This is a genomic window from Cupriavidus sp. FW305-26 (assembly GCF_058787975.1).
Window position 1 is genome coordinate 38,461 of sequence record NZ_JBYTAH010000029.1, and the last position, 26,512, is coordinate 64,972.

26 protein-coding genes are annotated in these 26,512 nt (G+C 68.5%); 17 read left to right on the top strand and 9 right to left on the bottom strand.

Translation table 11 applies throughout. From position 1 onward, the window contains the following. Nucleotides 1–3 precede the first annotated feature (3 nt). On the top strand, nucleotides 4–711 hold the full coding sequence (locus tag AC3WQZ_RS17220) for a carbonic anhydrase (RefSeq protein WP_010810866.1): 708 nt from the start codon (nucleotides 4–6) through the stop codon (nucleotides 709–711). 4 nt (nucleotides 712–715) lie between these two features. Next, nucleotides 716–1,273, top strand: a complete 558-nt coding sequence (gene mobB, locus AC3WQZ_RS17225; protein ID WP_492300924.1) for a molybdopterin-guanine dinucleotide biosynthesis protein B — start codon at nucleotides 716–718, stop codon at nucleotides 1,271–1,273. Here mobB and AC3WQZ_RS17230 read toward each other — a convergent pair. Together AC3WQZ_RS17230 and AC3WQZ_RS17235 are read right to left on the bottom strand one after the other, a co-directional pair. Next, nucleotides 1,239–1,811, bottom strand: a complete 573-nt coding sequence (locus AC3WQZ_RS17230) for a DUF2889 domain-containing protein (RefSeq protein WP_011617751.1) — start codon at nucleotides 1,809–1,811, stop codon at nucleotides 1,239–1,241. The genes mobB and AC3WQZ_RS17230 overlap by 35 nt on opposite strands. A 117-nt stretch (nucleotides 1,812–1,928) precedes the next feature. Then, nucleotides 1,929–2,855, bottom strand: coding sequence for a LysR family transcriptional regulator (locus tag AC3WQZ_RS17235; RefSeq protein WP_010810863.1), 927 nt, complete (start codon nucleotides 2,853–2,855; stop codon nucleotides 1,929–1,931). Nucleotides 2,856–2,957: 102 nt separating this feature from the next. Between AC3WQZ_RS17235 and AC3WQZ_RS17240 the strand changes: the two genes are divergently transcribed. From AC3WQZ_RS17240 to cobA, 12 genes are all read left to right on the top strand, one after another. Beyond that, nucleotides 2,958–3,920: a tripartite tricarboxylate transporter substrate binding protein gene (locus AC3WQZ_RS17240; protein WP_492300925.1), complete on the top strand. Its 963-nt coding sequence runs from the start codon at nucleotides 2,958–2,960 to the stop codon at nucleotides 3,918–3,920. A 20-nt stretch (nucleotides 3,921–3,940) separates the two neighbouring features. Beyond that, nucleotides 3,941–5,359: a 3-isopropylmalate dehydratase large subunit gene (leuC, locus tag AC3WQZ_RS17245; RefSeq protein ID WP_492300926.1), complete on the top strand. Its 1,419-nt coding sequence runs from the start codon at nucleotides 3,941–3,943 to the stop codon at nucleotides 5,357–5,359. Further along, nucleotides 5,352–5,996: a 3-isopropylmalate dehydratase small subunit gene (leuD, locus tag AC3WQZ_RS17250; RefSeq protein WP_010810860.1), complete on the top strand. Its 645-nt coding sequence runs from the start codon at nucleotides 5,352–5,354 to the stop codon at nucleotides 5,994–5,996. The genes leuC and leuD overlap by 8 nt, the downstream gene beginning before the upstream one ends. A gap of 223 nt (nucleotides 5,997–6,219) precedes the next feature. After that, nucleotides 6,220–7,884, top strand: coding sequence for a cytochrome D1 domain-containing protein (locus AC3WQZ_RS17255; RefSeq protein ID WP_439669393.1), 1,665 nt, complete (start codon nucleotides 6,220–6,222; stop codon nucleotides 7,882–7,884). A gap of 12 nt (nucleotides 7,885–7,896) precedes the next feature. After that, nucleotides 7,897–8,259: a c-type cytochrome gene (locus AC3WQZ_RS17260; RefSeq protein ID WP_010810858.1), complete on the top strand. Its 363-nt coding sequence runs from the start codon at nucleotides 7,897–7,899 to the stop codon at nucleotides 8,257–8,259. Next, nucleotides 8,199–9,434: a cytochrome D1 domain-containing protein gene (locus tag AC3WQZ_RS17265; protein WP_010810857.1), complete on the top strand. Its 1,236-nt coding sequence runs from the start codon at nucleotides 8,199–8,201 to the stop codon at nucleotides 9,432–9,434. Before AC3WQZ_RS17260 ends, AC3WQZ_RS17265 begins: the two co-directional genes overlap by 61 nt. Nucleotides 9,435–9,443: 9 nt before the next feature. Then, the gene (gene ahbB, locus AC3WQZ_RS17270) at nucleotides 9,444–10,433 is read left to right on the top strand and encodes a siroheme decarboxylase subunit beta (RefSeq protein WP_010810856.1); all 990 of its coding nucleotides are present in this window, start codon (nucleotides 9,444–9,446) and stop codon (nucleotides 10,431–10,433) included. Next, entirely contained in the window at nucleotides 10,430–10,894 is a 465-nt protein-coding gene (locus tag AC3WQZ_RS17275; RefSeq protein WP_010810855.1) for an Lrp/AsnC family transcriptional regulator, read from the top strand. The genes ahbB (AC3WQZ_RS17270) and AC3WQZ_RS17275 overlap by 4 nt, the downstream gene beginning before the upstream one ends. Next, entirely contained in the window at nucleotides 10,894–11,394 is a 501-nt protein-coding gene (ahbB, locus tag AC3WQZ_RS17280; RefSeq protein ID WP_439669395.1) for a siroheme decarboxylase subunit beta, read from the top strand. The genes AC3WQZ_RS17275 and ahbB (AC3WQZ_RS17280) overlap by 1 nt, the downstream gene beginning before the upstream one ends. Nucleotides 11,395–11,406: 12 nt before the next feature. Beyond that, a complete protein-coding gene (gene nirJ, locus AC3WQZ_RS17285) occupies nucleotides 11,407–12,570 on the top strand; it encodes a heme d1 biosynthesis radical SAM protein NirJ (RefSeq protein WP_439669396.1) in 1,164 nt (387 codons plus the stop codon). Continuing rightward, nucleotides 12,567–14,066, top strand: a complete 1,500-nt coding sequence (locus tag AC3WQZ_RS17290) for a cytochrome D1 domain-containing protein (RefSeq protein ID WP_439669397.1) — start codon at nucleotides 12,567–12,569, stop codon at nucleotides 14,064–14,066. The genes nirJ and AC3WQZ_RS17290 overlap by 4 nt, the downstream gene beginning before the upstream one ends. A gap of 35 nt (nucleotides 14,067–14,101) precedes the next feature. After that, a complete protein-coding gene (gene cobA / locus AC3WQZ_RS17295) occupies nucleotides 14,102–14,875 on the top strand; it encodes a uroporphyrinogen-III C-methyltransferase (protein WP_439669398.1) in 774 nt (257 codons plus the stop codon). Nucleotides 14,876–15,002: 127 nt separating this feature from the next. Here cobA and pobA read toward each other — a convergent pair whose 3' ends face one another. After that, the gene (gene pobA, locus AC3WQZ_RS17300) at nucleotides 15,003–16,172 is read right to left on the bottom strand and encodes a 4-hydroxybenzoate 3-monooxygenase (protein ID WP_492300927.1); all 1,170 of its coding nucleotides are present in this window, start codon (nucleotides 16,170–16,172) and stop codon (nucleotides 15,003–15,005) included. A gap of 126 nt (nucleotides 16,173–16,298) precedes the next feature. Between pobA and AC3WQZ_RS17305 the strand changes: the two genes are divergently transcribed. Further along, entirely contained in the window at nucleotides 16,299–17,207 is a 909-nt protein-coding gene (locus AC3WQZ_RS17305; protein ID WP_492300929.1) for a helix-turn-helix domain-containing protein, read from the top strand. A gap of 4 nt (nucleotides 17,208–17,211) precedes the next feature. On the opposite strand, the gene pcaDC is transcribed toward AC3WQZ_RS17305, so the two are convergent. The 4 genes from pcaDC to pcaH all read right to left on the bottom strand — a co-directional run bounded on the left by pcaDC (nucleotide 17,212) and on the right by pcaH (nucleotide 21,196). Beyond that, nucleotides 17,212–18,387 (bottom strand): bifunctional 3-oxoadipate enol-lactonase/4-carboxymuconolactone decarboxylase PcaDC, encoded by a 1,176-nt coding sequence (gene pcaDC, locus AC3WQZ_RS17310; RefSeq protein ID WP_011617761.1) that lies wholly within the window; start codon nucleotides 18,385–18,387, stop codon nucleotides 17,212–17,214. A 70-nt stretch (nucleotides 18,388–18,457) separates the two neighbouring features. After that, the gene (locus AC3WQZ_RS17315; RefSeq protein WP_081050203.1) at nucleotides 18,458–19,843 is read right to left on the bottom strand and encodes a 3-carboxy-cis,cis-muconate cycloisomerase; all 1,386 of its coding nucleotides are present in this window, start codon (nucleotides 19,841–19,843) and stop codon (nucleotides 18,458–18,460) included. Nucleotides 19,844–19,920: 77 nt separating this feature from the next. Next, nucleotides 19,921–20,490: a protocatechuate 3,4-dioxygenase subunit alpha gene (gene pcaG / locus AC3WQZ_RS17320; RefSeq protein WP_011617762.1), complete on the bottom strand. Its 570-nt coding sequence runs from the start codon at nucleotides 20,488–20,490 to the stop codon at nucleotides 19,921–19,923. A 4-nt stretch (nucleotides 20,491–20,494) separates the two neighbouring features. Then, nucleotides 20,495–21,196, bottom strand: a complete 702-nt coding sequence (gene pcaH / locus AC3WQZ_RS17325; RefSeq protein ID WP_492300930.1) for a protocatechuate 3,4-dioxygenase subunit beta — start codon at nucleotides 21,194–21,196, stop codon at nucleotides 20,495–20,497. A gap of 94 nt (nucleotides 21,197–21,290) precedes the next feature. Here pcaH and AC3WQZ_RS17330 point away from each other — a divergent pair, with 94 nt between their 5' ends. Beyond that, nucleotides 21,291–22,244, top strand: a complete 954-nt coding sequence (locus AC3WQZ_RS17330; protein WP_492300931.1) for a LysR substrate-binding domain-containing protein — start codon at nucleotides 21,291–21,293, stop codon at nucleotides 22,242–22,244. Here the strand turns inward: AC3WQZ_RS17330 and AC3WQZ_RS17335 are convergent. After that, a complete protein-coding gene (locus AC3WQZ_RS17335) occupies nucleotides 22,238–23,620 on the bottom strand; it encodes an MFS transporter (protein ID WP_011617765.1) in 1,383 nt (460 codons plus the stop codon). The genes AC3WQZ_RS17330 and AC3WQZ_RS17335 overlap by 7 nt on opposite strands. A 469-nt stretch (nucleotides 23,621–24,089) precedes the next feature. Here AC3WQZ_RS17335 and AC3WQZ_RS17340 point away from each other — a divergent pair, with 469 nt between their 5' ends. Beyond that, the gene (locus tag AC3WQZ_RS17340) at nucleotides 24,090–24,290 is read left to right on the top strand and encodes a DUF2905 domain-containing protein (protein WP_010810842.1); all 201 of its coding nucleotides are present in this window, start codon (nucleotides 24,090–24,092) and stop codon (nucleotides 24,288–24,290) included. Nucleotides 24,291–24,305: 15 nt separating this feature from the next. Here AC3WQZ_RS17340 and AC3WQZ_RS17345 read toward each other — a convergent pair whose 3' ends face one another. After that, nucleotides 24,306–26,255: a methyl-accepting chemotaxis protein gene (locus AC3WQZ_RS17345; protein WP_058697334.1), complete on the bottom strand. Its 1,950-nt coding sequence runs from the start codon at nucleotides 26,253–26,255 to the stop codon at nucleotides 24,306–24,308. Nucleotides 26,256–26,512 lie beyond the last annotated feature (257 nt).

The window sequence follows — 26,512 nt, forward strand, 5'->3', positions numbered from 1 at the left end:
GCCATGCATCACATCGAACAACTGCTCAAAGGTTTCGAACGCTTCCAGCAACGCTATTTCGACGACGAGCCCGGGCTGTTCGACACGCTGCGCACCGGCCAGCGCCCGCCCACGCTGCTGATCGGCTGCAGCGATTCACGCGTCGATCCTGGCCTGCTGCTGGGCTGCGATCCGGGCGAGCTCTTTACCGTGCGCAATATCGGCAACCTGGTGCCACCGTGCACCGGCCGCCATGAAGGCAGCCTGCACGGCGTATGCGCGGCGATCCAGTTTGCCGTGCAGCAGCTGCGCGTGGCCCGCATCATCGTGATGGGCCACGGCGGCTGCGGCGGCATCCGCGCCTTGCTGGCGCAGCCGGCCGACGCCGGCGACCATGCGCCCGACGAAAGCGAAGACCCCGACTACATCGGCGCCTGGGTGCGCATCGCGGCACCGGCGCGCAGGCAGGTGGAGGAAGCCCTGGCCGCGGCCAGCGCCGCCGAGCGCCAGCGCGCCTGCGAACAGGCGGCGATCCTGGTGTCGCTGCGCAACCTGCAGACTTTCCCGTTCGTGCGGCGCGCACTGGAGGCCGGCACGCTGACGCTGCACGGCTGGTATTTCGACCTGCAGGCCGGCGCGCTGCTGGCCTATTCGCAGCGTGCCGACAGCTTCCTGCCGCTGGTGTGCCCGCTGCCCGCCCAAACTGAACTCCGCGAACCCTGCGAACCCTGACCCCATGCATCCCTTCATCCTTGGCATTACCGGCACCTCCGGCAGCGGCAAGACCACGCTGATCACGGCACTGCTGCCGTGGTTCCGCGCACAGGGCCTGACCGTCAACGTGATCAAGCACAGCCATCATCCGCTCGAACTGGAGCCGCCGGGCAAGGACAGCGCGCGCTTTCGCGCCGCCGGCGCGGCCGAGGTGATGGTGGCATCGCCCTATCGCTTCGCCATCGTGCGCGAACTGGCCGACGAGGCCGAGCCGACGCTGGCCGAGCAGGTGGCGCGCCTGCGGCCGGCCGATATCACGCTGGTGGAAGGCTTCCGGCGCGAGGCGATTCCGCGCATCGAGGTCTACCGGCCGGCGCACGGGCGCGCGCCCTACTACCCGGGCGATCCTTCGATCGTCGCGCTGGCCACCGACGCGCGCATGGATACGGTGCTGCCTTGCATGGCCCTTGACGACATTGCACAGGTGGGGGGCTTCATCCTCGCCATGAAGGACAAGGCGGGGGCGGCGACCGCGGCCGCCGCGTTCAGTCGCTCGCGCGACGGTGCAACGGCCAGATGACGTTCACAGCCTCGCCGTCGTTGCGGTAGGCGTGGCAGGTGTCCAGTATCCAGGGCCGGGGTACGGGCTCGTCTCCCGCCAGCTTGGCATGCCACGGCGACTGTTCGCGCTGGACCGACATGATGGTCTGCATCGCGGTGGTGGCCAGCGGCCCCAGCAGCTCGGTCAGGTGGGTACAGCCCTTGGCGCCCCCCAGGCGCGCCCTGGCCTGCTGTCGGAAGCCGCCGCCGATGCGCAGGCCCTCGAGCTGCCGATAGGCGGCGTTGATCTCCGCGCAGTATGGCGTCGGTCCGGTCTCGGTGCGGGCCTCGAAGCGCCGGATCACCAGGTCCGCGCCGATCGTCATGCACAGGCGCATCTGGTGAATGAAGCCCCCGTCGGGCACGCTGACAAAGGGCAGTTCGGTGGCGTCGGCGGAAATATCATCCATATCGGCCTCGATGTCATAGAGGCCATCGTCGCGCAGATAGCCGCGGCATTCGATCTGGCGGGTGTGACGCAGCGTGCGTCCGGGTTGGGGCGTGGGGGCTGTTTCCATGCGTGTGTCCGTCGGGCTTCTAATATTGCCGGTCATGATGGACGCTAGCGGCGCCGGAATCGCCCCCCAGTATCGGGTGGCGCGGCTCCGGTGCCGCGCAGGATCGCCGCCAGATGGCTACCAGCTGCTGTCCGAGCTGCCCGCGCCGGAGGCACGGTGGCTGGCAAAGTGTTCCAGCAGGAAGTCCACCAGCGCCCGCACCTTGTCCGGGCGATGGTTGCGCGCCGGGAACACCAGATGGATATCCGCGGGCGCGAACTGCCATTGGGGCAGCACCCGGCGCAGGGCGCCGCTGCGCAGGGGCTCCGCAACATCCCACTCGGAGCGCACGATCAGGCCCTGGCCATCGAGCGCCCAGGCCAGCGCCGATTCCCCGTCATTGGTGCTCATGGTGCCGCGGACCTTGATGGTCTCCTGCTGCGCGCCATGGCGCAGGTGCCAGGTGCCGAAGGTCTCGTCGGCTTCGCGGATGAAGATGCAGTTGTGCCGCGCCAGCTCGCGCGGGCTCGATGGCTCGCCCCGCGCTTCCAGGTAGGACGGCGCGGCACAGAGCAGGCGGCGGTTGTTGGCCAGCAGGCGCGCCGTCAGGCGCACGTCCGGCATCTCGCCAAAGTGGATCATGGCGTCCAGGCCCTGCTCGACCAGGTTCAGGGGCCGGTCGGTCAGGTAGAGCTGGACCTCGATATTCGGACAGCGGCGCGAGAACCCCGACAGCGCCGGCGCGATATGCCGCCGTCCGAAGCCGAGCGTGGCGCCGATCTTCAGCAAGCCGTGCGGGGTGCTGCCGGTGCCCGCGATCGATCGCTCCAGCGCCTCCATCTCCGCGAGGATCCGCGCTCCCTCCACCAGATAGCTCTCCCCTTCCGGCGTCAGGCTGATGCGGCGCGTGGTCCGGTGCAGCAACCGGACGCGCAGCCGTGCCTCCAGCCCCGCCAGCCGCTTGCTGACGGCGGGCGGCGTCACGCCAAGCTCCTGCGCGGCGCCGGTCAGGCTGCCCTGCTTGTTGATGCACGCAAAGAACGCGACGTCCGAGAGGTTATCCATTGGTGAATACCAGGAAACAAAGAAGTAACTGAGTTTAAATTATGTGCCCATAGGTGAATGATACGATGGTTTCCATAACGATTCCTAAACCAGGAGACACCCATGAAAGTTGCCCACCTCACGGCCTTGCTGCTGTGTGCCGCGTCGATCGGCACGGCCGCGGCGCAGTCCTATCCCCAGCGCCCGGTGCGTCTGGTCGTGCCGTACGCCCCGGGCGGCAGTGCCGACATCGCCGCCCGCCTGGTCTCGGATGCCTGGTCGAAGAGCCTGGGCGGCACCATCGTGGTCGAGAACCGTGCCGGCGCCGGCGGCAATATCGGCGTCGATGCCGTGGCCAAGGCCGCCGCCGACGGCTACACCATCGGCCTGCAGACGGTGTCCCTGGCCATCAACCCGGGTCTGTTCCCGCGCATGCCGTATGACACGCTGAAGGACCTGGCCCCGATCGGCATGGTCGCCAGTTCGCAGCACGTGCTGGTGGTCAACAACAACGTGCCCGCCAGGAACCTGCAGGAACTGATCGCCGCTGCCAGGGCCACGCCGGGCAAGCTGACCTACGGGTCCGCGGGCAACGGCAGCACCTTCCATATGTCGGCCGAGCTGTTCAAGTCGGTGGCCAACGTCTCCATCGTCCACGTGCCGTACCGCGGCGGCGGCCCGGCCCTGGTCGACACCATCGCGGGCCAGGTCGACATGAGCTTCCCGGTGATCTCGGCCGCGCAGCAGCATGTGCAGGGCGGCAAGCTCAAGGCGCTCGCCGTCACCGGCAGCAAGCGCGCGCCGCAGTTGCCCAATGTGCCGACCGCGGCCGAGGCGAGCCTGCCCGGCTATGCCTTCGAGACCTGGTTCATGGTGTTTGCCCCCGCCGGCACGCCCAGGCCCGTGATCGACAAGCTGAACGCGGCGCTGAACACCGCGCTGGCCGCGCAGGCAACCCGTGAGCGCATGCTCAAGGAAGGCTTCGAGCCCACCCCGACCACGCCCGAGGCCGCGCGCCAGCGCCTGGAAAAGGAGATGCCCGTGTGGGCCAACCTGATCAGGCAGCGCGGCATCACCGCGGAATAACGACAGACAAGGCAGTTGCCATGACCCCCAAGACGCTATACCAGAAGCTGGTCGACTCCCATACCGTGGCCAGGCTCGACGACGACAATGTGCTGTTGTACTGCGACCTGCACCTGATGAACGAGTACACCAGCCCGCAGGCCTTCGCCGGGCTGCATGAACAGGACCGCGGCGTGCTGGTGCCCGGACAGAACGTCTCGGTGGTCAGCCATATCATCCCGACGCACCCCACCGCGATCCGCGTGATCGCGGATCCGGCCTCGGCGCTGCAGGCCACCAACCTGCGTGCCAACTGCGAGCGGCACGCGATCCCGCTGTTCGACACCAACGACACGCTGCAGGGCATCGAGCATGTGATCGCGCCCGAGCACGGCATGATCCGGTCGGGCATGGTGGTGATCTGCGGCGACAGCCATACCACCACCTACGGTGCGCTCGGCGCGCTCGGCTTCGGCATCGGCACCTCCGAGGTCGAGCATGTGCTGGCCACCCAGACGCTGGTCTACCGGATGGCCAGGACCATGCGCATCCGCGTGGACGGCAAGCTGCCCGCCGGGACCACCGCCAAGGACCTGATCCTCAGGATCATCGGCGCGATCGGCGCGCAAGGTGCACGCGGCTATGTGGTGGAGTACTGCGGATCGGCGATCCGCGACCTGAGCATCGAGGCCCGCTTCACGCTGTGCAATATGACTGTGGAGGCCGCGGCGCGCGGCGCGCTGATCGCGCCGGACGCGGTCGCCACGGACTATGTGCTGCGCCGCGCCGTGGATATCGAAGGCCCGCAGCGCGACGCCGCGCTCAGCTACTGGGCGACTCTCCAAAGCGATGCGGACGCCGTGTTCGACATGGACTTCGTGTTCGACGCAAGCGAGATCGAGCCCTACGTCACCTGGGGCACCAGCCCGGACCAGGTACTGCCGGTTTCCGGCCAGATCCCGTTCCCGGAAGACCAGCTCGACGAGGCCGAGCAGCGCTCGGTCGAGCGCGCGCTGGCGTACACGCACCTGCAACCGGGCGCCGCGCTGGCAGGCACGCCGATCCAGCACGTCTTCATCGGCTCCTGCACCAACGGCCGCATCGAGGACCTGCGCGCGGTGGCCAGCGTGGTGCGCGGCCGCAAGGTGGCCGCGGGGGTCAGGGCCATGGTGGTGCCCGGGTCGGGCGCGGTCAAGGCCCAGGCCGAGCGCGAGGGCCTGGCCGAAGTCCTCACCGCCGCCGGCTTTGAATGGCGACAACCGGGCTGCTCGATGTGCCTGGCCATGAACGACGACGTGCTCGCCGACGGCGTGCGCTGCGCTTCCACCACCAACCGCAATTTCGAGGGCCGGCAGGGGCGCGGTGCCATCACCCACCTGATGAGCCCGGCCATGGCCGCTGCGGCCGCCGTCACCGGCGTCATCACCGACGTCCGCAAGCTGGAGATCACCCATGCCTGAACCCACCTGCATCGCCGGCAAAGGCGCCGCCATCCGCTTCGAGAACCTCGATACCGACCAGATCATCCCCAAGCAGTTCCTGCGCGGGATCGACAAGTCGGGGCTGGCCGAGGGCATTCTCTACGACCACCGCTTCGACGCCAGCGGCGCGCCGCGCCCTGGCTTCGTGCTGAACCGGCCCGAGTACGCCGGCGCCAGCATCCTGGTGAGCGGCGCCAACTTCGGCTGCGGCTCCAGCCGCGAGCACGCCGTCTGGGGCCTGCAGCAATTCGGCATCCGCGCCGTGATTGCGCCGAGCTTCGGCGAGATCTTCTATTCGAACGCGATGAACAACCGGCTGCTGCTGGTGATGCTGCCACGCGAGGTGATCGGGCCGTTGATGAACGACGTGGATGCGGACGCGGCCAACACCATCAGCATCGATGTCGAGGCGATGCGCGTGCGCACGCCCTCCGGCGACTACGCCTTCGAGCTGTCGGCACGGCACCGCCGCATGTTTATCGAAGGGCTGGACATGATCGGCCTGTCGCTGCGGCAGCGCGGCGAGATCGAGCAGTTCATCCAGCAATACCGGAGCGCGTTCCCGTGGACAACGAACGTGGCCAGGCGCACGCGCGACCGCCTGAGCGCGACCTGAAGCCTGCCCTGCAAGCGCGTCGCCTCCGCGGCGCGCTTGCCCCGCTGCAAACGACAAGGATCAACACCACCCCACACTTCGTTCCCGCACCGCCGCCACCGTTTGATGCCAGTCAATTCCATGTCGTCAGTGTGTCCGCATGATTTCCACACGACGACAGGTGCCCGCCACGCAGGCATGGGCACCGCGAAACAGCTTTCCTCACCGCTGATCCACGGCACCCATGAAAGCAAAAAACTGGCTGTACCCGGCAATCGCGGCATTGCCGCTCTCACTCTGGCTCGGGCTGCCACATGCAGCCACCAAGGCAGAACCGAAGGCGGAACCGAAAGCCGCCATCCCCACCCTCACTGCCGCTGAGTTCGACCACGCCCGGCAGATCTACTTCGAGCGCTGCGCCGGCTGTCACGGCGTGCTGCGCAAGGGCGCGACCGGCAAGGCGCTGACGCCGGACATCACCCGCGCACGCGGCACCGAGTACCTGAAGACCTTCATCAAGTATGGCAGCCCCGCCGGCATGCCGAACTGGGGCACCTCGGGCGATCTTACTGACCCGGAAGTCGACCTGATGGCGCGCTATATCCAGCTCGACCCGCCGACCCCGCCCGAATACTCGCTGGCCGATATCGAGAAAAGCCGCAAGGACATCCTGCCGGTGGCCCAGCGTCCGACAAAGAAGATGAACCAGTACAACCTGGACAACCTCTTCTCGGTGACGCTGCGCGATGCCGGCGAGGTCGCGCTGATCGACGGCGACAGCAAGCAGATCATCAATATCGTCAAGACCGGCTACGCGGTGCATATCTCGCGCATGTCGGCGTCCGGGCGCTACCTGTACGTGATCGGCCGCGACGCGCGGCTGGACCTGATCGACCTGTGGCTGCCCAAGCCCGATATCGTCGCGGAAGTGAAGGTCGGCATGGAGGCGCGCTCGGTCGAGACCTCCAAGTACAAGGGCTATGAAGACAAGTACGCCGTGGCCGGCTCCTACTGGCCGCCGCAGTACGTGATCATGGAAGGCGACACGCTCAAGCCGCTCAAGGTGGTCTCCACGCGCGGCATGACCGTGGACAACGAATACCACCCCGAGCCGCGCGTGGCGGCCATCGTCGCCAGCCATTTCCATCCGGAGTTCGTGATCAACGCCAAGGAGACCGGCAAGATCCTGATGGTCAACTACTCGGACTTGTCCAACCTGAAGACCACCACCATCGATTCGGCCAAGTTCCTGCATGACGGCGGCTTCGACGCCACCGGCCGCTACTTCCTGGTGGCCGCCAATGCGTCCGACAAGATTGCCGTGGTCGACACCAAGGAAGACAAGCTGGCCGCGCTGATCGACGTGGGCAAGACCCCGCATCCGGGGCGCGGCGCCAACTTCATGCATCCGAAGTTGGGCCCGGTCTGGGCCACCAGCCACCTTGGCGACGAGACCATCAGCCTGATCGGCACCGACCCGGCCGGACACCCGGCGCAGGCGTGGAAGGTGGTGCAGACCATCAAGGGCCAGGGCGGCGGCTCACTCTTCATCAAGACCCACCCGAAGTCGTCCAACCTGTGGGTCGACACGCCGCTGAACCCTGACGCCAAGCTCAACCAGTCGGTGGCGGTGTTCGACACGCGCAACCTGGAAGCCGGCTACAAGGTGCTGCCGATCGCCGACTGGGCCGGCCTGAAGGGCGCGGGCGCCAGGCGCGTGGTGCAGGCCGAGTACAACAAGGCCGGCGACGAGGTCTGGTTCTCGGTCTGGGGCACCAAGGACGGCGAGTCCGCGCTGGTGGTGGTCGACGACAAGACCCGCACGCTCAAGACCGTGATCAAGGACAAGCGCCTGATCACCCCGACCGGCAAGTTCAACGCCTATAACACGCAGCACGACGTGTACTGAGCCGGCGCCACCATGCGTAATCACATCGCCTGGCGGCGCGCTGCGCTGGCGGGGCTGGCAGCGGCCTTGCTGGGCGCAGCGCCCGGCGCGGCGGCCCAGCCCACCGCTGCCCGGCAGGCGCAGCTTGCGCACTGGCTGCGCGATGACTGCGGCGCCTGCCACGGCATGACGCTTGGCGGCGGGCTGGGCCCGCCGCTGACGCGCGAGGCACTGTCCGGCAAGCCGCCCGAGGGCCTGGTCGCCACCGTGCTGTACGGCCGCCCCGGCACCGCGATGCCGCCCTGGCAACCCTTCATGACGCAGGATGAAGCCCAATGGCTGATCGATCGACTGCAGGCCGGCAAGCCACCGGCCGCCTCGCCGCAAGGCAACTGATCCGCGGCCTGGCCGCGGCCTTGTGCGCCACCGTTGCCGCCGCGCTGGTGGCCGGTTGTGCCAGCGCCGCGCGCGGCACCGGCGACCTGGGCGTGGTGGTGGAGCGCGCCGCCGGACGGCTGCAGATCGTCGAGACCACCGGCATGACCCGGCTGGCAACCGTGGAAGGACTCGGTGATTTGTCCCATGCCAGCGTGGTGTTCTCGCGCAACACACGCTACGCCTATGTCTTCGGCCGCGACGGCGGCCTGACGCGCGTGGACCTGCTCAGCGCCCGCATCACCCACCGCGTGCTGCAGGCGGGCAACAGCATCGGCGGCGCGATCTCGCAGGACGGCCGCGTGGTGGCCACGCAGAACTACGCGCCCGGCGGCATCCGCCTGTTCGATGCCCAGACGCTTGAGCCGCTGGCTGACCTGCCGGCCATCGGCAATGACGGCCGCCGCTCCAAGGTGGTGGGCCTGGCCGACCTGCCCGGCCGCCGCTTTGCCGCCAGCCTGTTCGAATCCGGCGAAATCTGGATCATCGATGCCGGCGATCCGCGTCAGCCGCAGGTGACACGCCTGCCCGCCGGCCGCGAGCCGTACGACGGACTGGTCACGCCCGATGGCCGCTGGTACCTGGCCGGCCTGTTCGGTGAGGACGGCCTGGCGCTGGTCGACCTGTGGCAGGCGCCGCTGCAGTCGCGCCGCGTGCTGTCCGGCTACGGCCGCGGCAGCGCGCCGCTGCCGGTCTACAAGATGCCGCACCTGCGCGGCTGGGCCATGGCCCAGGGCTTGGCCTGGCTGCCGGCGATCGGCCGTCATGAGGTGCTGGTGGCCGATCCCGCCAACGGCTGGCAGCAGGCCGCGCGCGTGGCGCTGGCCGGCCAGCCGGTCTTTGTGATGGCACGCCCCGACGGGCGCCAGGTCTGGGTCAACTTCGCCTTCCCCCACAACGACACGGTGCAGGTGATCGACACCGCCACGCGCCAGGTGGTGCGCACGCTGCATCCCTGCCGCGGCGTGCTGCACATGGAGTTCACGCCCAAGGGCGAGTCCCTGTGGCTGTCCTGCCGCGACGACAACCGTGTCGAGATCTACGACACCGCCAGCCTGGCGCGAATTGCCACGCTGCCCGCCGACAGCCCCAGCGGCATCTTCTTCACCGTGCGCGCGCAACGGTTCGGCATGTAAAGGGACACCATGTACGATGAACTGAGCGTCTACGACACCCTGCAGCGCGATTTCCCGCTGCAGCCGCGGCCCTACCAGGCGCTGGCCGGCAAGCTCGGCCTGTGTGAGCACACGCTGCTGAGCCTGCTGGCGCGCGACCTGGGCAACGGGCGCATCAGCCGCGTCGGCGCGGTGTTCGCGCCCAACGTGATCGGCGTCAGCACGCTGGCGGCGCTGTCCGTGCCGCCGGCCCAGCTGGACCGCGTGGCGGCGCGCGTCAGTGCCTGCGCGGCGGTCAGCCACAACTATGCGCGCAGCGGCCATCCGTACAACCTGTGGTTCGTCGCGGGCGCGCGCGAGCGCCGCATGCTCGATGTCACGCTGGCGTCGATCGGGGAAATGACCGGCCTGGCGCCGCTGGACCTGCCCATGGCCCGCGAGTATCACATCGACCTCGGCTTCCCGCTCGCGCGCCCGGGCAGCGCACGCGCCCGCCGCGCTGCCAGCGCGGCCGCTCCCGCCGCGCCTGTCGCCCTGGACGATGACGACTGGCGCCTGGTGGCCGCACTGGAAGCCGGCCTGCCGCTGACGCCACGCCCGTTCCACGCACTGGCAGCGCAAGCGCGGATGGCGATGCCTCAGGTCCTGGAGCGGCTGACGCGCTGGTCCGCGCAGGGCGTGATCCGGCGCCTGGGCGTGGTGCTGCAGCATGGGCGCTTCGGCTTCGGCCACAACGCCATGTGCGTGTGGGATGTGCCCGACGCGCACGTGGACGCCATCGGCATGCGGCTGGCGCGGCAGGCGCGCGTGACCCTGTGCTACCGCCGCGCGCGCCGGCTGCCCGACTGGCCCTACAACCTGTTTGCGATGGTCCATGCGCGCAATGCGCAAGACTTGCTGCCCGCGCTGGCGCGCATCCATGCCACCGCCGGGCTGGAACATGCGCCCGGGACCGTGCTGGTCGGCACGCGCTGCTACAAGCAGCGCGGCACACGCTATGCCATGCAGGTGTCGGCATGACCCGTGCCATCGCCGCACTCGACCCGCTCGACCGCCGCATCATCAACGCGCTGCAGCGCGGCCTGCCCCTGGTGCCGCATCCGTATGCCGAAGCGGCGGCGGCGCTCGGCATCACCGAGGCCGAACTGCTGGAGCGGCTGCGCGCACTGCTTGCCGCAGGCGTGCTGACACGCTTCGGCCCGCTGTACCAGATCGAGCGCGCGGGCGGCAGCTTCGTGCTGTGCGCCTGCCATGCACCCGCCGAGCGGATGGACGCCGTGATCGCTGCCATCAACGCGCACCCCGAGGTCGCCCACCACTACGCGCGCACGCATCACCTGAATCTGTGGTTCGTGCTGGCGGTGGCGAGGCAGGAAGATGTCGCGCCGGTACTCGCGCGCATTGCGGCGGCGGCCGGCGTCGAGATCCTGCCGTTCCCGAAGGAACGCGAGTTCTTCGTCAACCTCTACCTGCCCGCCTGATGCCCGAGCCTGTCGATCCCGTCGACCTGGCGCTGATCCGCGCCACGCAAGCAGGACTGCCGCTGGTGCCGGCGCCCTACGCGGCAGTGGCCGGCGCACTCGGCCTGACCGAACAGGAAGTGATGGCGCGGCTCGCCGCGATGCAGGCGCGCGGCGTGCTGCGTCGTATCGGCGCCGTTCCCAACCACTACCGGCTGGGCTGGCGCGCCAACGGCATGACCGTGTGGGACGTGGACGATGCGTTCATCGACACGCTCGGCGAGCGCATCGGCGCCCTGCCCTTCGTCAGCCATTGCTATCGCCGTCCGCGCCACTTGCCGCATTGGCCCTACAACCTGTTCGCGATGGTCCATGCGCGCTCCCGCCAGGACGCCGCGCCGCAGGTTGCCGCGATCGCGGCACTGCTTGGCGACGCCTGCCGCGCGCACGACGTGCTGTGGTCCACCCGCATCCTCAAGAAAACCGGGCTGCGCCTGCCGCCGCCCGGTCCAGACCAATAGGAAACCCCGCCCATGTTCCGCCTGTCCCGCTTCATGGAAGCCCTGCGCGATGCCGGCCCGGTGCCGCCGCCGCGCAAGCCCGCCGGCCCGGTGGTGATCTGGAACCTGATCCGCCGCTGCAACCTCAACTGCCGGCACTGCTATGCCACCTCCGCCGACACGGACTTCAAGGGCGAGCTGGATACCGCCGAGGCGCTGCGCGTGCTCGACCAGTTGCGCGATGCGCGCGTGCCCGCGCTGATCCTGTCCGGGGGCGAACCGCTGCTGCGGCCGGACCTCTACGAGATTGCCGCACGGGCGCGCGCACTCGGCTTCCACCTGTCGCTGTCGTCCAACGGCACGCTGCTCAATGCGGGGCATGCCGCGCGGCTAGCGGCAGCGGGCTTCGACTACGTCGGCGTCAGCCTGGACGGCCTGCCCGCCACGCACGACCGCTTCCGCCGCAGCGACGGCGCCTTTGCGCAGGCGCTGGCGGGCCTGCGCGCCGCGCGTGCGGCCGGCCTGCGCGTGGGCGTGCGCATGACGCTGACCGAAGCCAACGCGGCGCAACTGCCCGACCTGGTGGCGCTGACCGAGCATGAGGGCATCGACAAGTTCTACCTGTCGCACTTCAACTATGCTGGCCGTGCACGCAGCCATCGCGCCGAAGACGCGCACCATGCGCGCACCCGCGCCGCGCTCGACTGGCTGTTCGACCACGTCTGGCAGCGCACGCAGCAGGGCCATGCGGGCGACTTCGTCACCGGCAACAACGATGCGGATGGCGTGTACCTGCTGTACTGGATCGCCAGGCGCTTGCCGCATCGCCTGGTGGATATGCGCCAGCGGCTGGAACACTGGGGCGGCAACGCCACCGGGGTCGGCGTGGCCAATATCGACAACCTCGGCAATGTCCATCCCGACACGATGTGGTGGCACGTGACCGTGGGCAATGTGCGCGAGCGGCCGTTCGGCGAGATCTGGGCCAGCCGCGCCGATCCGCTGATGGCGGGCCTGGCCAGCACGCCGCGTCCGCTGCAGGGGCGTTGCGCAGGCTGCGCATATCGCGCCATCTGCAACGGCAATACCCGGGTGCGCGCCTTTGCGCTGACAGGCAACGCCTGGGCGGAAGACCCGGGCTGCTACCTGAGCGATGCCGAGATCGCGCATGCGCCGCGCACGGAGGTGGCGGCATGAAGACCGTGCTCCGATGGCTGGTCGGCCTGGCCTTTGCCTGCGCCACGCAAGCCGCCATGGCCGCCGACCCCGCGGCGCTCTACAGCCAGCACTGCGCCGCCTGCCATGGCGCGGACCGCCTCGGCGCCATGGGCCCCGCGCTGCTGCCGGAAAGCCTGGAGCGCCTGCGCGCCAGCGAACTTGACCAGGTGCTGCACGCTGGCCGCGCCGCCACGCAGATGCCGGCATTCGCCGGCACGCTGGCCGAGCCCGACTTGCAGGCGCTGGCGCGCTGGCTGCGCACGGCGCCTGCAGCGATGCCGCAATGGCACGCGCAGGCCATCCGCGCCAGCCATATCGTCCACCACGCCCCCGGCAGCCTGCCGGCGCGGCCGCTGTTCGGCGCCGATCCGCAGAACCTGTTCGTGGTGGTGGAGGCCGGCAGCCATCATATGACCGTGCTCGACGGGGACCGGCTGGCACCGGTCCATCGCTTTGCCACCCGTTTTGCGCTGCACGGCGGCCCCAAGTTCAGCCGCGACGGCCGCTATGTCTACCTGGCCAGCCGCGATGGCTGGGTCAGCAAGTACGACCTGTGGAACCTGGCCTATGTGGCGGAGATCCGGGTCGGCGTGAACACGCGCAACGTCGCCGTCAGCGATGATGGCCGCTGGGTGCTGGCCGGCAATACGCTGCCGCGCACGCTGGTGCTGCTCAATGCCGAAGACCTGTCGCTGGCGCGGGTGATCGACGTGAAGGGGCGCAATGACGAGGCCTCGCGCGTCTCCGCCGTCTACGACGCCGCGCCGCGCCACAGCTTTATTGCCGCGCTGAAGGATATCGCCGAGGTCTGGGAGATTCCGTACGCCGATGCGGCCGGTGCGCCGCTGCCGGCGCTGGCACCTCGCGTGGTGGTGCTGGACGATGTGCTCGACGACTTCTTCTTCGACCAACCCTATCGCCATATCCTGGGCGCCTCGCGCAAGGGTGGCGGCCAGGTGATCGACCTGCAGCAGGGTCGAAAGGTCGCGGCGCTATCGCTTGGCGGCATGCCGCACCTGGGCAGCGGCATCACCTGGCAGCGCGACGGACGTGAGGTGATGGCCTCGCCCGACCTCGGGCAAGGGCGCATCACGGTGATCGACATGCAGGACTGGCACACGGTCGCCACCGTGCCGACCAACGGTCCGGGCTTCTTCCTGCGCAGCCATGAAAACACCCCCTACGCCTGGGCCGACGCCATGATGAGCCCGAGGCGCGACACGCTGCAGGTGATCGACAAGCAAAGCCTGCGGGTGGTCGGCAGCGTTACGCCGAGCGCGGGGCGCACCGCTGCCCACGTCGAATTCACGCGCGACGGGCGCTACGCGCTGGTCAGCCTGATGGAGCGCGACGGCGCCATCGTGGTGTACGACGCGGCCACCTTGCAGGAGGTCAGGCGCCTGCCGATGGACAAGCCCATCGGCAAGTACAACGTCTTCAACAAGACCACGCGCTCGGCCGGCACCAGCCACTGAGCCGGCGTGGTGATGCCCGATCGCAGGAGCCCGAGATGAATCCACCCCTGAAACCCGGCAAGGTCTGGCTGGTCGGCGTCGGCCCGGGCAGCCCGGACCTGGTCACGGTACGCGCCATGCGCGCGCTGGCCGCGGCCGAGGTCTGGCTGGTCGATGACCTGGTCGCGCCGGAGATGTCCTGCTATGCCAGCCCCGGCACCCATGTTGAGTGGGTCGGCAAGCGCGGCGGGCGCTGCTCGGTCAGCCAGGAACGCATCCAGCAGTTGACGCTGCAGCACGCGCTGGCCGGCCGCAGCGTGGCGCGCGTCAAGGGCGGCGATCCGCTGCTGTTCGGGCGCGGCGGCGAAGAAGCCGCCTTCCTGCGCGGCCACGGCGTGGCCGTCGAGATCGTCAATGGCATCAGCAGCGGCATGGCCGCCGCGCAGGCACTGGGGATTGCGCTGACGCACCGCGCGCACTGCCACGGCGTGACCTTCGTGACCGGCCATACCAGCGCGCACGGCTCGCCCGACTGGCAAGCGCTGGTGCGTGGCGGCACCACGCTGGTGATCTATATGGGCATGAGCCGGCTCGGGGCGATCCGCGACGGCTTGCTGGCGGCGGGCATGCGCAGCGACATGCCGGCGGCGGTGGTGATGCATGCCGGCAGCGAGCAGGCACGCAGCTGGACCGGCACGCTCGGCACGCTCGCCGAATCGCTCGCGGCGGGGCTGGCCAGCCCGGCCGTGGTGCTGGTGGGTGGGGTGGTCGGAGACACGCTGCAGGCAGTGCAGGCGATGGTCTCGGGCGCCGGCGCGCTGGCCGCGTAGCGTCGACTGTCGGCAGGTTCTACCGGGCTTCAGCGAGCCGACTGTGTGCTCCCCTCTCCCGCTTGCGGGAGAGGGGAGCAAGCCCGCAGCATGCGGATGCTGTCAGCAATCGCGCAGTGCACTCAGCTCAATATGGCAACCCCACATAATTCTCCGCCAGCACCCGCGACGCCGCCTCCGACCCCACCAGGTAATCCAGCTCCGCCCGCTGCATCCGCAACGAGAACGCATCCGCATCTGGAAACCGGTGCAACAGCGAGGTCATCCACCACGAGAAACGCTCGGCCTTCCACACACGCTGCAGGCAACGCGCGGAATAGCCATCGAGGCCGCTGGCATCGGCATGGCGGTAACGGGCCTCAAAGCCCTCTGACAACGCCAGCACATCACTGGCCGCCAGGTTCAACCCCTTGGCCCCGGTAGGCGGCACGATATGCGCCGCGTCGCCCGCCAGGAACAGCCGGCCAAAACGCATCGGCTCGGACACAAAGCTGCGCAGCGGCGCAATGCTTTTCTCGATGCTGGGCCCGGTCACCAGCGCGCTTGCCGTCTGCGGATCGAGCCGGCTACGCAGCTCCTGCCAGAAGCGCTCGTCTGACCAGTCTTCCACGCGCTCGCTAGCCGCCACCTGCACGTAGTAGCGGCTGCGGTGGCGCGAACGCATGCTGCACAGCGCGAAGCCGCGCTCATGGCTGGCATAGACCAGCTCATCGGCAACGGGTGGCGTCTCCGACAACAGCCCCAGCCAGCCAAACGGATAGACCCGCTCGAACACCTGCCGCGCCGCCACCGGCACGCTCTCGCGGCAGATGCCGTGAAAACCGTCGCAGCCGGCGATGTAGTCGCAGGCCACCTCGTGCATGACGCCATCCTTGCGATAGCGCACCGACGGCGTGCTGCCGTCGAAACCGTGCACGCTCACCTCCTGCGCTTCATAGACGGTGGGGGTGTCATCGGCGCGGCGCGCATCCATCAGGTCGCGCGTGACCTCGGTCTGCCCGTACACCGTGACGCTGCGCCCGATCAGCGCATGCAGGTCGATATGGTGGCGCTGCCCGCCGTACGACAGGGCGATACCGTGGTGGACCAGGCCTTCCGCATGCAGCCGCCCGGCCACGCCGGCGCGTTCCAGCGCGTCGACGGTGACGCTCTCCAGGATGCCCGCGCGGATGCGGCCAAGCACGTATTCGGGGCTGCGTTGTTCGATGATGATGTTGTCGATGCCGGCGCGTGTCAGCAACTGGCCGAGCAGCAGGCCGGCCGGGCCGGCGCCGATGATGGCAACCTGGGTGCGCATGTCTTGTCTCCTTGTGGGTATCGGTCTTCTGCCGCTAAAGATAGTCGGCGCAGACCCGCCAAGGAATGGACAGATCGAACCAATGGCAGGACAATCGGAACATCGATGGTAAACACCTAAGCCACCGTGAAACCTGTCCCGACGTACTCGCTGTATGGCATCAATCCCTCGGAACTGCTGGAAAACCAGCTCCATTTCGAATCCATTGCCGCACGCAGCCGCCTGCACGGATGGGAGATCAAGCCCCATCGGCATGATCGTTTCCTGCAAATTCTGTACATTCACTCAGGCGCCGGCGAAGCCCTGCTGGAGGAGCGGCGCGAACGGCTGCGCAGCGGCTCGCTGGTGACGATGCCGCCACGGCACATCCACGGCTTTGTCTTCACGCCGGACACCGACGGCATGGTCGTGACCATGACCGACAGCCACCTGCGCACACTGCTGGCAGGTGTGCCGGATGCGCTACCGCTGTTCGCCGATCCGCGCCACGACCGCGTGCGCCGGGGCCACGCGCTGGCCGATACGCTGGCACTGGTTCGCGGCGAGATGGAAACCGTGTCCGCCTGGCGCGGAGCGTCGCTGTCGGCATTGCTGACGCTGCTGCTGATCGGCATCGCGCGGCTGGCCAATGCCGCCGCGCCGGCCGCGGCGCGCAGCGACAGCCGGCCCGCGCGGCATTTCCGGCTGTTCCAGCAGTTGCTCGAATCCGACTATCGTGAGCACAAGGACATCACGCACTATGCAAGCGCCATCGGCATCACACCCACGCAGCTCAACCGCGTGTGCCGCCAGGCTTGCGGGCAGTCGGCCCTGCAGATGATCCACGCGCGCGTACTGGCCGAGGCGCAGCGCGACCTGCTGTTCAGCGACCTGGAGGTCAAGCACATCGCCCTGTCGCTCGGGTTCGCTGACGCGGCCTACTTCTCGCGCTTCTTTGCACGGCTGGTAGGACAGGCGCCGACTGAGTTCCGGCAGTCGGGGCGTGCGCGGCTGCCGGCATTTGCGATGCCACCGCCCGCGGATGCGGCGGGCTGACCGCTCAGCCTGCCTGGTCGATTTCGGCGAACACCTCCTCGGCCAGATGAAATGCCGAGTTCGCCGCCGGCACGCCGCAATAGATCGCGGCCTGCAGCAAGACCTCCTTGATCTCGTCGCGCGTCACGCCGTTGTTGGCGGCGGCGCGCAGATGGAGCTTCAGCTCCTCGGCGCGGTTCAGCGCCACCATCATGGCGATCGTCAGCAGGCTGCGCGTATGCCGCGGCAGGCCTTCGCGCGTCCAGATCTCACCCCAGGCATAGCGCGTGATGAGGTGCTGGAATTCCTCGTTGAGCGGGGTCAGCCGCGCGAGCGAACGGTCCACGTGCGCGCTGCCCAGCACCTCGCGCCGCACGGCAAGGCCGGCGTCGTAGCGCGCATGGTCGTCAGTCACCGGCAGCCGGCCGCGCACGAAATCGAGCAGCGCCGCCGTGAAGCGGCCGGGCTGCTCGAAGCTGGAAATATGCGCGGCGGGCAGTTCGACAAAGCGGGCGCCGGGAATCGCGTCGGCCAGCGCGCGGCCTTCCTGCGCAGGGGTCGACGGGTCCTGGCTGCCGGCGATGACCAACACCGGCACCTGGATCGATGCGACCGACTCGCGGAAATCGGCGTCGCGCACGGCCGCGCAACTGGCCGCATAGCCGCGCGGAGCGAGCCCGGCCAGCACATCGCGCAGGCCGTCCAGCGCGCGCTCGGCCGTGGCGGCAAACTCCGGCGTGAACCAGCGCTCGACCGAAGGCGCGACCATCACGGCCATGCCTTCGCGCCGTACGGTCTCGATGCGGGTATTCCAGCCGTCGGCATTGCCGATCTTCGCGGCGGTATTGGCCAGCACGATATGCGAGAACCGCTGCGGCGCATGGATGCCCAGCCACATCCCGGTGAGCCCGCCCATCGACAGGCCACAGAACACCGCCTGCCCGATCCCCAGCGCATCCAGGATGGCGATGACGTCCTGCCCGAGCTGCGCCACGGTAAAGGCATCGCCCGGCGCGGTCGAGCGGCCGTGGCCGCGGGTGTCGTAGCGCACCACGCGATAGCGACCGGCCAGTGCGGCAGCCTGCGGCTCCCACATGGTGTGGTCGGTGCCGAGCGAGTTCGAGAAGAGGATGGCCGGCGCGGACTCGGGGCCGTCAACGGTGTAGAAGAGCCGGGCGCCGGCGTGGTCGAGGTAGGGCAATGCAGTCTCCTTGGGTGCGCGGCCGGCGGCGTGGCCGGCGCATCGCGGTAGTTCCGGGCTCAGGGCAGTCTCAGGACTGGCGCGCCACCAGTGCGGATTGCCAGGCCTGCACGGCAGCGTCCGCAAAGGCCGCTGACTGGCCCGCGTAGTTGGCGGGGTCGGCAAGGCGATCCAGCGCGGCGTCATCGAGCAGGCGGGCATGCGCCGGATCGGATTGCAGCGTGCGGGCCAGCGCGTCGCGCAGGCTGGTGCCGTCGGCGACGGCACGCTGCGAGGCGCGTTCCACCAGATGGTGCGCCGGCAGCCTGCCGATCCTGCTGCCAAGTTCAAGCATCGCCGCCTCGCCGAGGATCAGGCCATGGGTCAGGCCGAGGTTGGCACGCATGCGCGCCGCATCGACCTGCAGCCCCGCCACGACCTCGCCCATCTGGCGCAGCGCGCCGGCGGCCAGCGTCACGATCTGCGGCAGCGTGTCCCACTCTGCCTGCCAGCCGCCCAGGGCGCGTTCATGTTCCTGCACCATGCCCGCCAGCATCGTCGCCACCAGCGGGGGCACGCGCACCGCGGCCGTCAGCACCGCCGCGCAGCCGACCGGGTTGCGCTTGTGCGGCATGGTGCTGGAGCCGCCGCGGCCGGGGCCAGACGGCTCGGCCACTTCCGCCACCTCGGTCTGCATCATCAGCGAGATATCGCGCGCCATCTTGCCGAGCGTGCCGGTCAGCATGCCCAGCGTGGTGGCAACCTCGGCCATGCGGTCGCGATGCGCGTGCCACGGCAGCACGGGCGCGGCCAAGTCCAGTTCGCGGGCCAGCGCGGCGGTCACCGCGGGCGCGGCCTGGCCAAGGCTGGCGAGCGTGCCGGCGGCGCCGCCGAACTGCAGCGCGCGGGCCTGGGCGCGGGTAGCATCGAGACGACCGAGATCGCGGCGCAGCGCATCGAGCCAGCCCGCGGCCTTGAGGCCGAAGCTGGCTGGCAGTGCATGCTGGAGCCAGGTGCGGGCGACCATCGGCGTGGCCCGATGCGCCGAAGCCAGCGCGGCGCAGGCTTCGCCCAGGCGCACCAGGTCGGCATCCAGCGCGCGCAGCGCGTCGCCGGCCTGGAGCACCAGTGCGGTGTCGATGATGTCCTGGCTGGTGGCGCCCCAGTGGACAAAGCGCGCCGCCTCGGCATCGCGCGCGGCCACGGCGGCGGTCAGTTGCCTGACGAAGGGAATCGCGAGATTGCCGGCAGCGACTGCGGCTTGCGCAAGCGCGTCGCGGTCAATGATGCCGGGATCGCGGCAGACGTCGGAGATCACGGCCGCGGCCGCGGCAGGGATCACGCCGCTGTCCGCTTCGGCGCGCGCGAGCGCGGCCTCCACGGCAAGCATGCGCTGCACCGTGCCGGCGTCGGAGAAAATGTCCAGCACGGCCGGGCTGCCGGACATGGGATCGGTAAGACGCGTAGCGGTTGGCATTGGGGGCGATGGGTAGCGTGAGTGGCCGTGACATCGACGGCCACCCGATTATGCGTCTGTTGCCGGCAGCGAGTGCCTCAGATATCGAAGAACACCGTCTCGCCCTGCCCCTGCAGCGCCACATCCCAGCGCAGCGTGCCGTTGCCGGCATCGCTGGCAATCAGCGTGCCGCGGCGCTCGGCGGGGACCAGCGCCAGCACGGCATCGGCGGCATTGGCGGCCGCTTCGTCCGGGAAGTACATGCGCGTGGCGACATGCTTGACCAGCCCGCGCATGAACACCGACACCATGATGTGCGGCGCCTGCGGCCGGCCGTCCGGGCCGGGCACGGTGCCGGGCTTGACGGTGACAAAGCGGAACGAGCCGTCGGCCTCGGTCGGCACGCGGCCGAAGCCGGTAAAGCCGGGCACCAGCGGCAGCTCGCGCGCATCGTCGGGGTGGCGGTAGCGGCCGGCGGGGTTGGCCTGCCAGATCTCGACCATGCCGTCCGGCACGGGCTCGCCGTCGGCGTCGGTCACGCGGCCTTCGATCACGATGCGCTGGCCAGCCAGTTCCGGCGCGCTGGCGGTCAGGTCGGCGCAGTTCAGGCCGCTCAGGCCGATATGGAGATAAGGGCCGACGGTCTGGGATGCGGTGGCGTAGAGCATGGTCTTACTCCATCGGCGTGGCATCGCGGCCACGCAGCACGATATCGAAATGGTAGCCGAGCGCGTATTCGGGCTGGGTCGTCTCCCAGTCGAGGCTGGCCACAAGCCGGTCGCGCGCCTTTTCGTCCGGCACGCAGTTGAAAATCGGATCGAACGGCAACAGCGGATCGCCGGGGAAATACATCTGCGTCACCAGCCGCGTGGCGTAGGCGTTGCCGAACAGCGAGAAGTGGATATGCTGCGGCCGCCAGGCATTGTGGTGGTTGCGCCAGGGATAGGCGCCGGGCTTGATGGTCTTGAACTGGTAGCGCCCGCTGGCATCGGTGACGGTGCGGCCCTCGCCCGAGAAATGCGGGTCGAGCGGCGCATCATGCTGGTCGCGCTTGTGCACGTAGCGGCCGGCCGCATTGGCCTGCCACACCTCGATCAGCGCGTTCGGCACCGGCCTGCCATTCTCGTCCAGCACACGGCCGGTCACGAGGATGCGCTCGCCGATGGGCTCGCCGCCGTTGCCGACGGTGAGGTCGTTATCGCCTTCGCGGACGAACTCGGCGCCAAAGCTGGGACCGGTCACTTCAGACAGCGACTGCGGCAGCGCAATCAGCGGCTCGCCCGGCGAGCGCTTCTGCGTCGAGGCATAGGGATCGAAGCGGTATTCGGGCTGGGTGTCCCAGTAGGGACGGCGGTACTGGGCAAGACGGGTCATCGGGCAGTCTCCTCGTCGTTGGAATGGTTTGACTTTAAACAACACATAAAGTCATGTAAATTAAGATTACTGTTAAATACGATAACTTTTAGGCATGAAATCACAGGCCCCTCCCGCACTCGAAATCTTCCGCAATCGCGTGCGGCTGCGGCACCTCTATTGTTTCGTGGCGGTGTCGCAGACCCAGCACCTGGGCCGTGCGGCCGAACGCCTGGGCCTGACCCAGCCGGCCGTCTCCAAGACACTGAGCGAGCTCGAGGAACTGGCCGGCACCCGCCTGCTGGTGCGGCAGCGGGCCGGCACCGAACTGACCACCGCCGGCACGCGCTTCCTGCGCCACGCCCTGCGCATCCTCGCGGATATCGATGCCGCGGCGGACAGCATGGCCGGCGCGGATGCGCTGCCGCAGGAGCGCATCCGGCTGGGTGCGCTGCCGAGCGTGGTGCCGGCCGTGCTGACCGACGCCCTGCTGCGTTTCCGCGCCGCGCATCCCGAGGTCGGCCTTGCCGTGCAGACCGGCATGAACCGCAACCTCATCGACCAACTCAAGGCGGATGTGCTCGACCTGGTCATTGGCCGGATGGATGACCCGGTGGCCATGGAGAGCCTGTGGTTCGAGTCCCTGGGCCAGGACTCGCTGGCTCTGGCGGTTCGTCCCGGGCATCCCCTCGCCGCCGTATCGCGGCCAACACTGGTGGACGCGCTGGCATGGCCGCTGGTGATTCCGGCCGCGGGCTCGATTCCCCGCCACAACACGGAAAGCCTGCTCGCCCGGCACGGCCTGCCCCTGCCGGGCGGATGCGTGGAAACCTCGGATGCCTATCTCGGACGCCTGCTGGCCCGGCAGAGTGACAGCGTGTGGGCAGCGCCGCTCTCCGCAACCAGGCGCGCGGTGTCCGAGGGAGATCTGGTACTCCTGCCAATCGATACGCAGGGCACCGAGGAACCGATCGGCCTGCTGCGGCACGGCGACCGCACGCTCACGCCGATGGCCGAGGCGTTGGCGAACTGCATTCGCGCCGCGGCCCAGCCTGCTTCCGCTCAGTGACTTGCGACGCTTGCGCCGCCATTGACTGAGTCGGCGGCACCCGCAGGCCGGCTGCTGAAATGCTTCACCAGCAGTGCACCGGCGGCAAGGAATGCCGGCACGGTAAGCAGCGTAAAAATCGTGTCGAAGCCCAGGTGCAGGCGCAGCAGTTCAGCACCGAGCAGCGCGCCGGTGATGCCGCCGAAGCGGCCGATGCCAAGCATCCAGGCAACGCCGGTAGCACGGCCCTGCGTCGGGTAAAAGGCCGCGGCCAGCGAAGGCATCGAAGACTGGGCGCCGTTCATGGCCGTACCGGCGAGGAAGATCAGTACGCCCAGCAGCACCTGGCTGCCGGTGCCGTGGCCCACTGCGTAGATCAGTACGCCGGTTGCAGCATAGGTGATGGCGATGACCTTGTTCGGATTGAAGCGGTCCATGAACCAGCCGGCCGCGATGGTGCCGATGCCGCCACCGAGCGGAAACAGCGCCGTCAGGAATGACGCGTGCTGGATCGAGAAACCGGCGTCCTTCATCAGCGTCGGCATCCAGCTCGTCAGCAGGTAGAAGATGACGAGGCCCATGAAGTAAGTGGACCATAGCATCGCCGAGCCCAGGCGATAGCCGGGCGCCAGCACGGTGCCGATGGCGGATCGGGTCGCAGGGGCCTGCTCGCCGATGATGAAGTTGTTGGCCCTGGACAGGTCTGCGCCAGTCACGCGTCGCAGCACGTTGCGGATCTGGGTGGCAGGATAGTTGCGCAGGACCATGTAGCGCACCGACTCCGGCAGCAGCGCCACCAGCAACAGCGCGAGCGCAAGCGGCACGATGCCGCCAAGCAGCAGCACGCTGTGCCAGCCGAAGTGCGGGATCATCGCAGCGGCGACAAAGCCGCCGGCCGCGGAACCAAGCGGAAAGCCGCAGAACATGGTGTTCACGAGCACGGCACGGCGGCGTTGCGGCGCGAACTCTGATGTCAGCGTCACGGCATTGGGCATGGCGGCGCCCAGGCCAAGGCCGGTCAGGAAGCGCCAGACCGTGAGCCAGCCCAGCGTGGGCGCAAACGCGGTGGCGAGACTGCAGGCGCCAAAGAAGAAGACGGACAGCACCAGCACCTTCTTGCGGCCGACCCGATCAGCCAGCGGACCGGCGAAGATCGCACCGAAAGCAAGACCGAACAGGGCCGCGCTCATGACGGGCCCGAGGGCGGCTTTCTCGATCCCCCAGTCCTGCACCAGCGCCGGCGCGATATATCCGATTGCGGCGGTATCGAAACCGTCAATGGCAACGATCAGGAAGCACAGCACAAGAATGAGCCACTGGTACCCAGTGAATCGCTGTCCGTCGATCAGGGCCTGGACGTCCGTGACGCCGCCCTTCGTTTGGGTGGGATGTTGCACTGCTGTCTCCGTTTTCCTGGAAATCGCACTAGCCATCCTGCAGGCCGGACATGCGATTTTGTTCTAATGGCGAACTGCTGTTCTCCAATTGAACGGAATCTTAGGCAACGGGCATTGCGACTCAGAATTAGCGTTAACCCGGCGGGAAATTGGCCGTCCAGCATGTGGATTTCACCGGAACGCGCCATTTTTTTGGAACCAGATTGAACATCTGGATCAGGGAACAGTGCTTTCTATCAGAAAACGAACTGTTCGTGAAATCTACTATCAGACTAGCCTTGCGGTATTTCGGCGGTATAACCAAATTTCATGCAAACAGCGCCAACTCTCAATTTACATTCCGAAACCCGCGACCTATAGTCCCTGGCCCCGGTGCGCCGAGCCGATGCAATCCTGCGGTGCCGTGCCTGTCCAATGTCTCAGGACACGCGGCGCCACAAGCCGCCGGCCCGAACAAATCCATCCGATCATGCAACGCCTGCTTCTCATCCTTGGCTGCCTGCTGATCGCAGCCGCCGCTGCCTGGCCCTGGCTGTCGAAGCTGCCACTTGGGCGGCTGCCCGGCGATATCCATATCGTCCGGGACGGGTTCAGCTTCTACTTTCCGATCACGACCTGCATCCTGGTGTCGGTGCTGGTGTCGGTCGTGATCTGGATCTTCCGGCGCTGAGCACTGGCAGGCGGACTAGGCTTGCGCCTCGGTCCGGAACACCGCCACCGCCCGCTGCATATGCAGCGCCTGCTCCTGCAGCGACTGCGCCGCCGCGGCGGCCTCCTCCACCAGCGCGGCGTTCTGCTGCGTGACCTGGTCCATCTGCGTCACCGCCTGGTTGACCTGGGCGATGCCGCTGCTCTGCTCGCGCGAGGCATGGCTGATCTCATCCATCATCGCCGTCACGCGGCCGATGGCGGCAACGGTGTTCTCCATGGTCGCGGCAACGTCCAGCGCCAGCGTGTTGCCCGACGCCACGCGCTGCGCCGATTGCGAGATCAGCGTGCGGATCTCCTTGGCCGAGCTGCCGGCGCGCTGCGCCAGCCCGCGCACTTCGGTCGCCACCACCGCAAAGCCGCGGCCGGCCTCGCCCGCGCGCGCGGCCTCCACCGCCGCATTCAGCGCCAGGATATTGGTCTGGAAGGCAATGCCGTCGATCACCGCGATGATGTCGACGATGCGCCGCGAATCGGCCTCGATCTCCTGCATGGTCTGCTGCATGCGCCCGACCGCGTCGCCGCCGGCGCGCGCCACGTCAGACGCCTCGCGCGCCAGCTCGCTGGCCTGGCCGGCATTGCTGGCGTTCTGCTGCACGGTGGCCGTCAGCTGCTCCATGCTGGCCGCGGTCTGCTCCAGCGACGAGGCCTGCTCCTCGGTGCGCTGCGACAGGTCGATATTGCCCTGCGCGATATCGCCCGCCGCCGCCAGCACGTTGTGTGCGCCGGCCTTGGTGTCGCCGATCAGCGCGCGCCAGCTGTCCACCAGCGACAGCAGGTGCCGCTTGATCTCGCTCAGTTCATCGCGCCCGCGCACCGCGATGCGCAGGGTCAGGTCGCCCGCGTTGATGCGTTCGACCATCTCCGCCACCTGCCGCACGTCGCCGCGCGTGCCGCGGCTGAAGCCGATGAACAGGTAGAACGCGGCGGCAACGGTCACCAGCGCAATGCCCGCCAGCAACACGAACTGCCTTTCCTGCGCCGCGACACGCTGTGCCAGCATGGCGCCAGCGACCTCGGCAAACGCCTTGTTGGCGGCCGCCACGCCTTCGATGGCGGCGGTGGCCTCGTCGAAGTAAGCCTTGGCATCGATGTCGATGCCGGTCGCGCCCAGCATCCGGACCTTGAGCGTGCGATGGAAATTGTCCATCGCGGCGAGTCGCGCCAGCGCGGCGCCGATGCGCGGCCGGTACGCCGGTGCCGCGTTCCCGACGCGCGCGATGTCGCGCCGCACCGTTTCCAGCCCCTCGTGGATCTGCTCGGCGAGCGCGCCCAGACCCGCCTGCTGCGCGGCATCGGCATAGCCGCCCTGCGCGATGATGCCGGCCCCGCGGCCGCGCGCCAGCGCGCTCAGTTCGGCCAGGCGCGGCATCGGGCCCACCAGCAGGTTGATCAGGTAGTAGGAGCCCGCTTCACTGTCCAGCGCCAGTTGCGAGCGCTCAGCCACGTCGCCGATAAACGCCTGCGTCTGCCGCACCAGTGCGCTGTGGCGCTCGAACAGCGGCCCGGCCATGGTGTCCAGGCCAAGCCCGCGCAGATGCTGCCAGTCCTGCTCCAGCTTGCGCGCCCCGGCCCCGAGTTCGAAAGCAGGATTCTCCGCGATGCTGCGCGTCAGCCCCGCCAGGCTGGCCGCGGCCTTGTTGTCGGCCCCATCGAAGGTGGCGCGAAAGGCCGCATTGCCCGACAACACCGCATTGGCGGCGCCGCGCCGGACCTGGGTCTCGCGCATGAAGTCGAGCGCATGCCCGACCACGGTGAGCCCCCGCACTTCATCGCCGGTGGTGCGGATCGATCGCGCCGCATCGCTCAGCACCACATACATCGCGCCGCATAGCGGCACCAGGAACAGCACGGCGATCAGCGCGAGCTTGCGGTTGATATTCAGGCGCGCCATCAGGCGCTCGGCGGGAAGGAAAATAGGAGTCATGGCGGTCGCGGAACTTGGCTTGGTTTTCCTCCTATCGGCCTTGATTTGCAGGCCTGAAGCACGAATTTCGAAGGTCTTGATGATGCGCAAATCCAGTGCAGAAAACGCGCTGAAGTGGGGCATAAAGCACGGGTTGCGGGCAGCGTCGGCACCGCTGCCTGCCCGCGTGCACCGAAGACGTGTGGGGCATCGGGCAAGGGGTGACGGCGGCCTGTCCGGCCTTGTGCCCTTGACGGCGTCGTCTTCGGCGCCTCCCT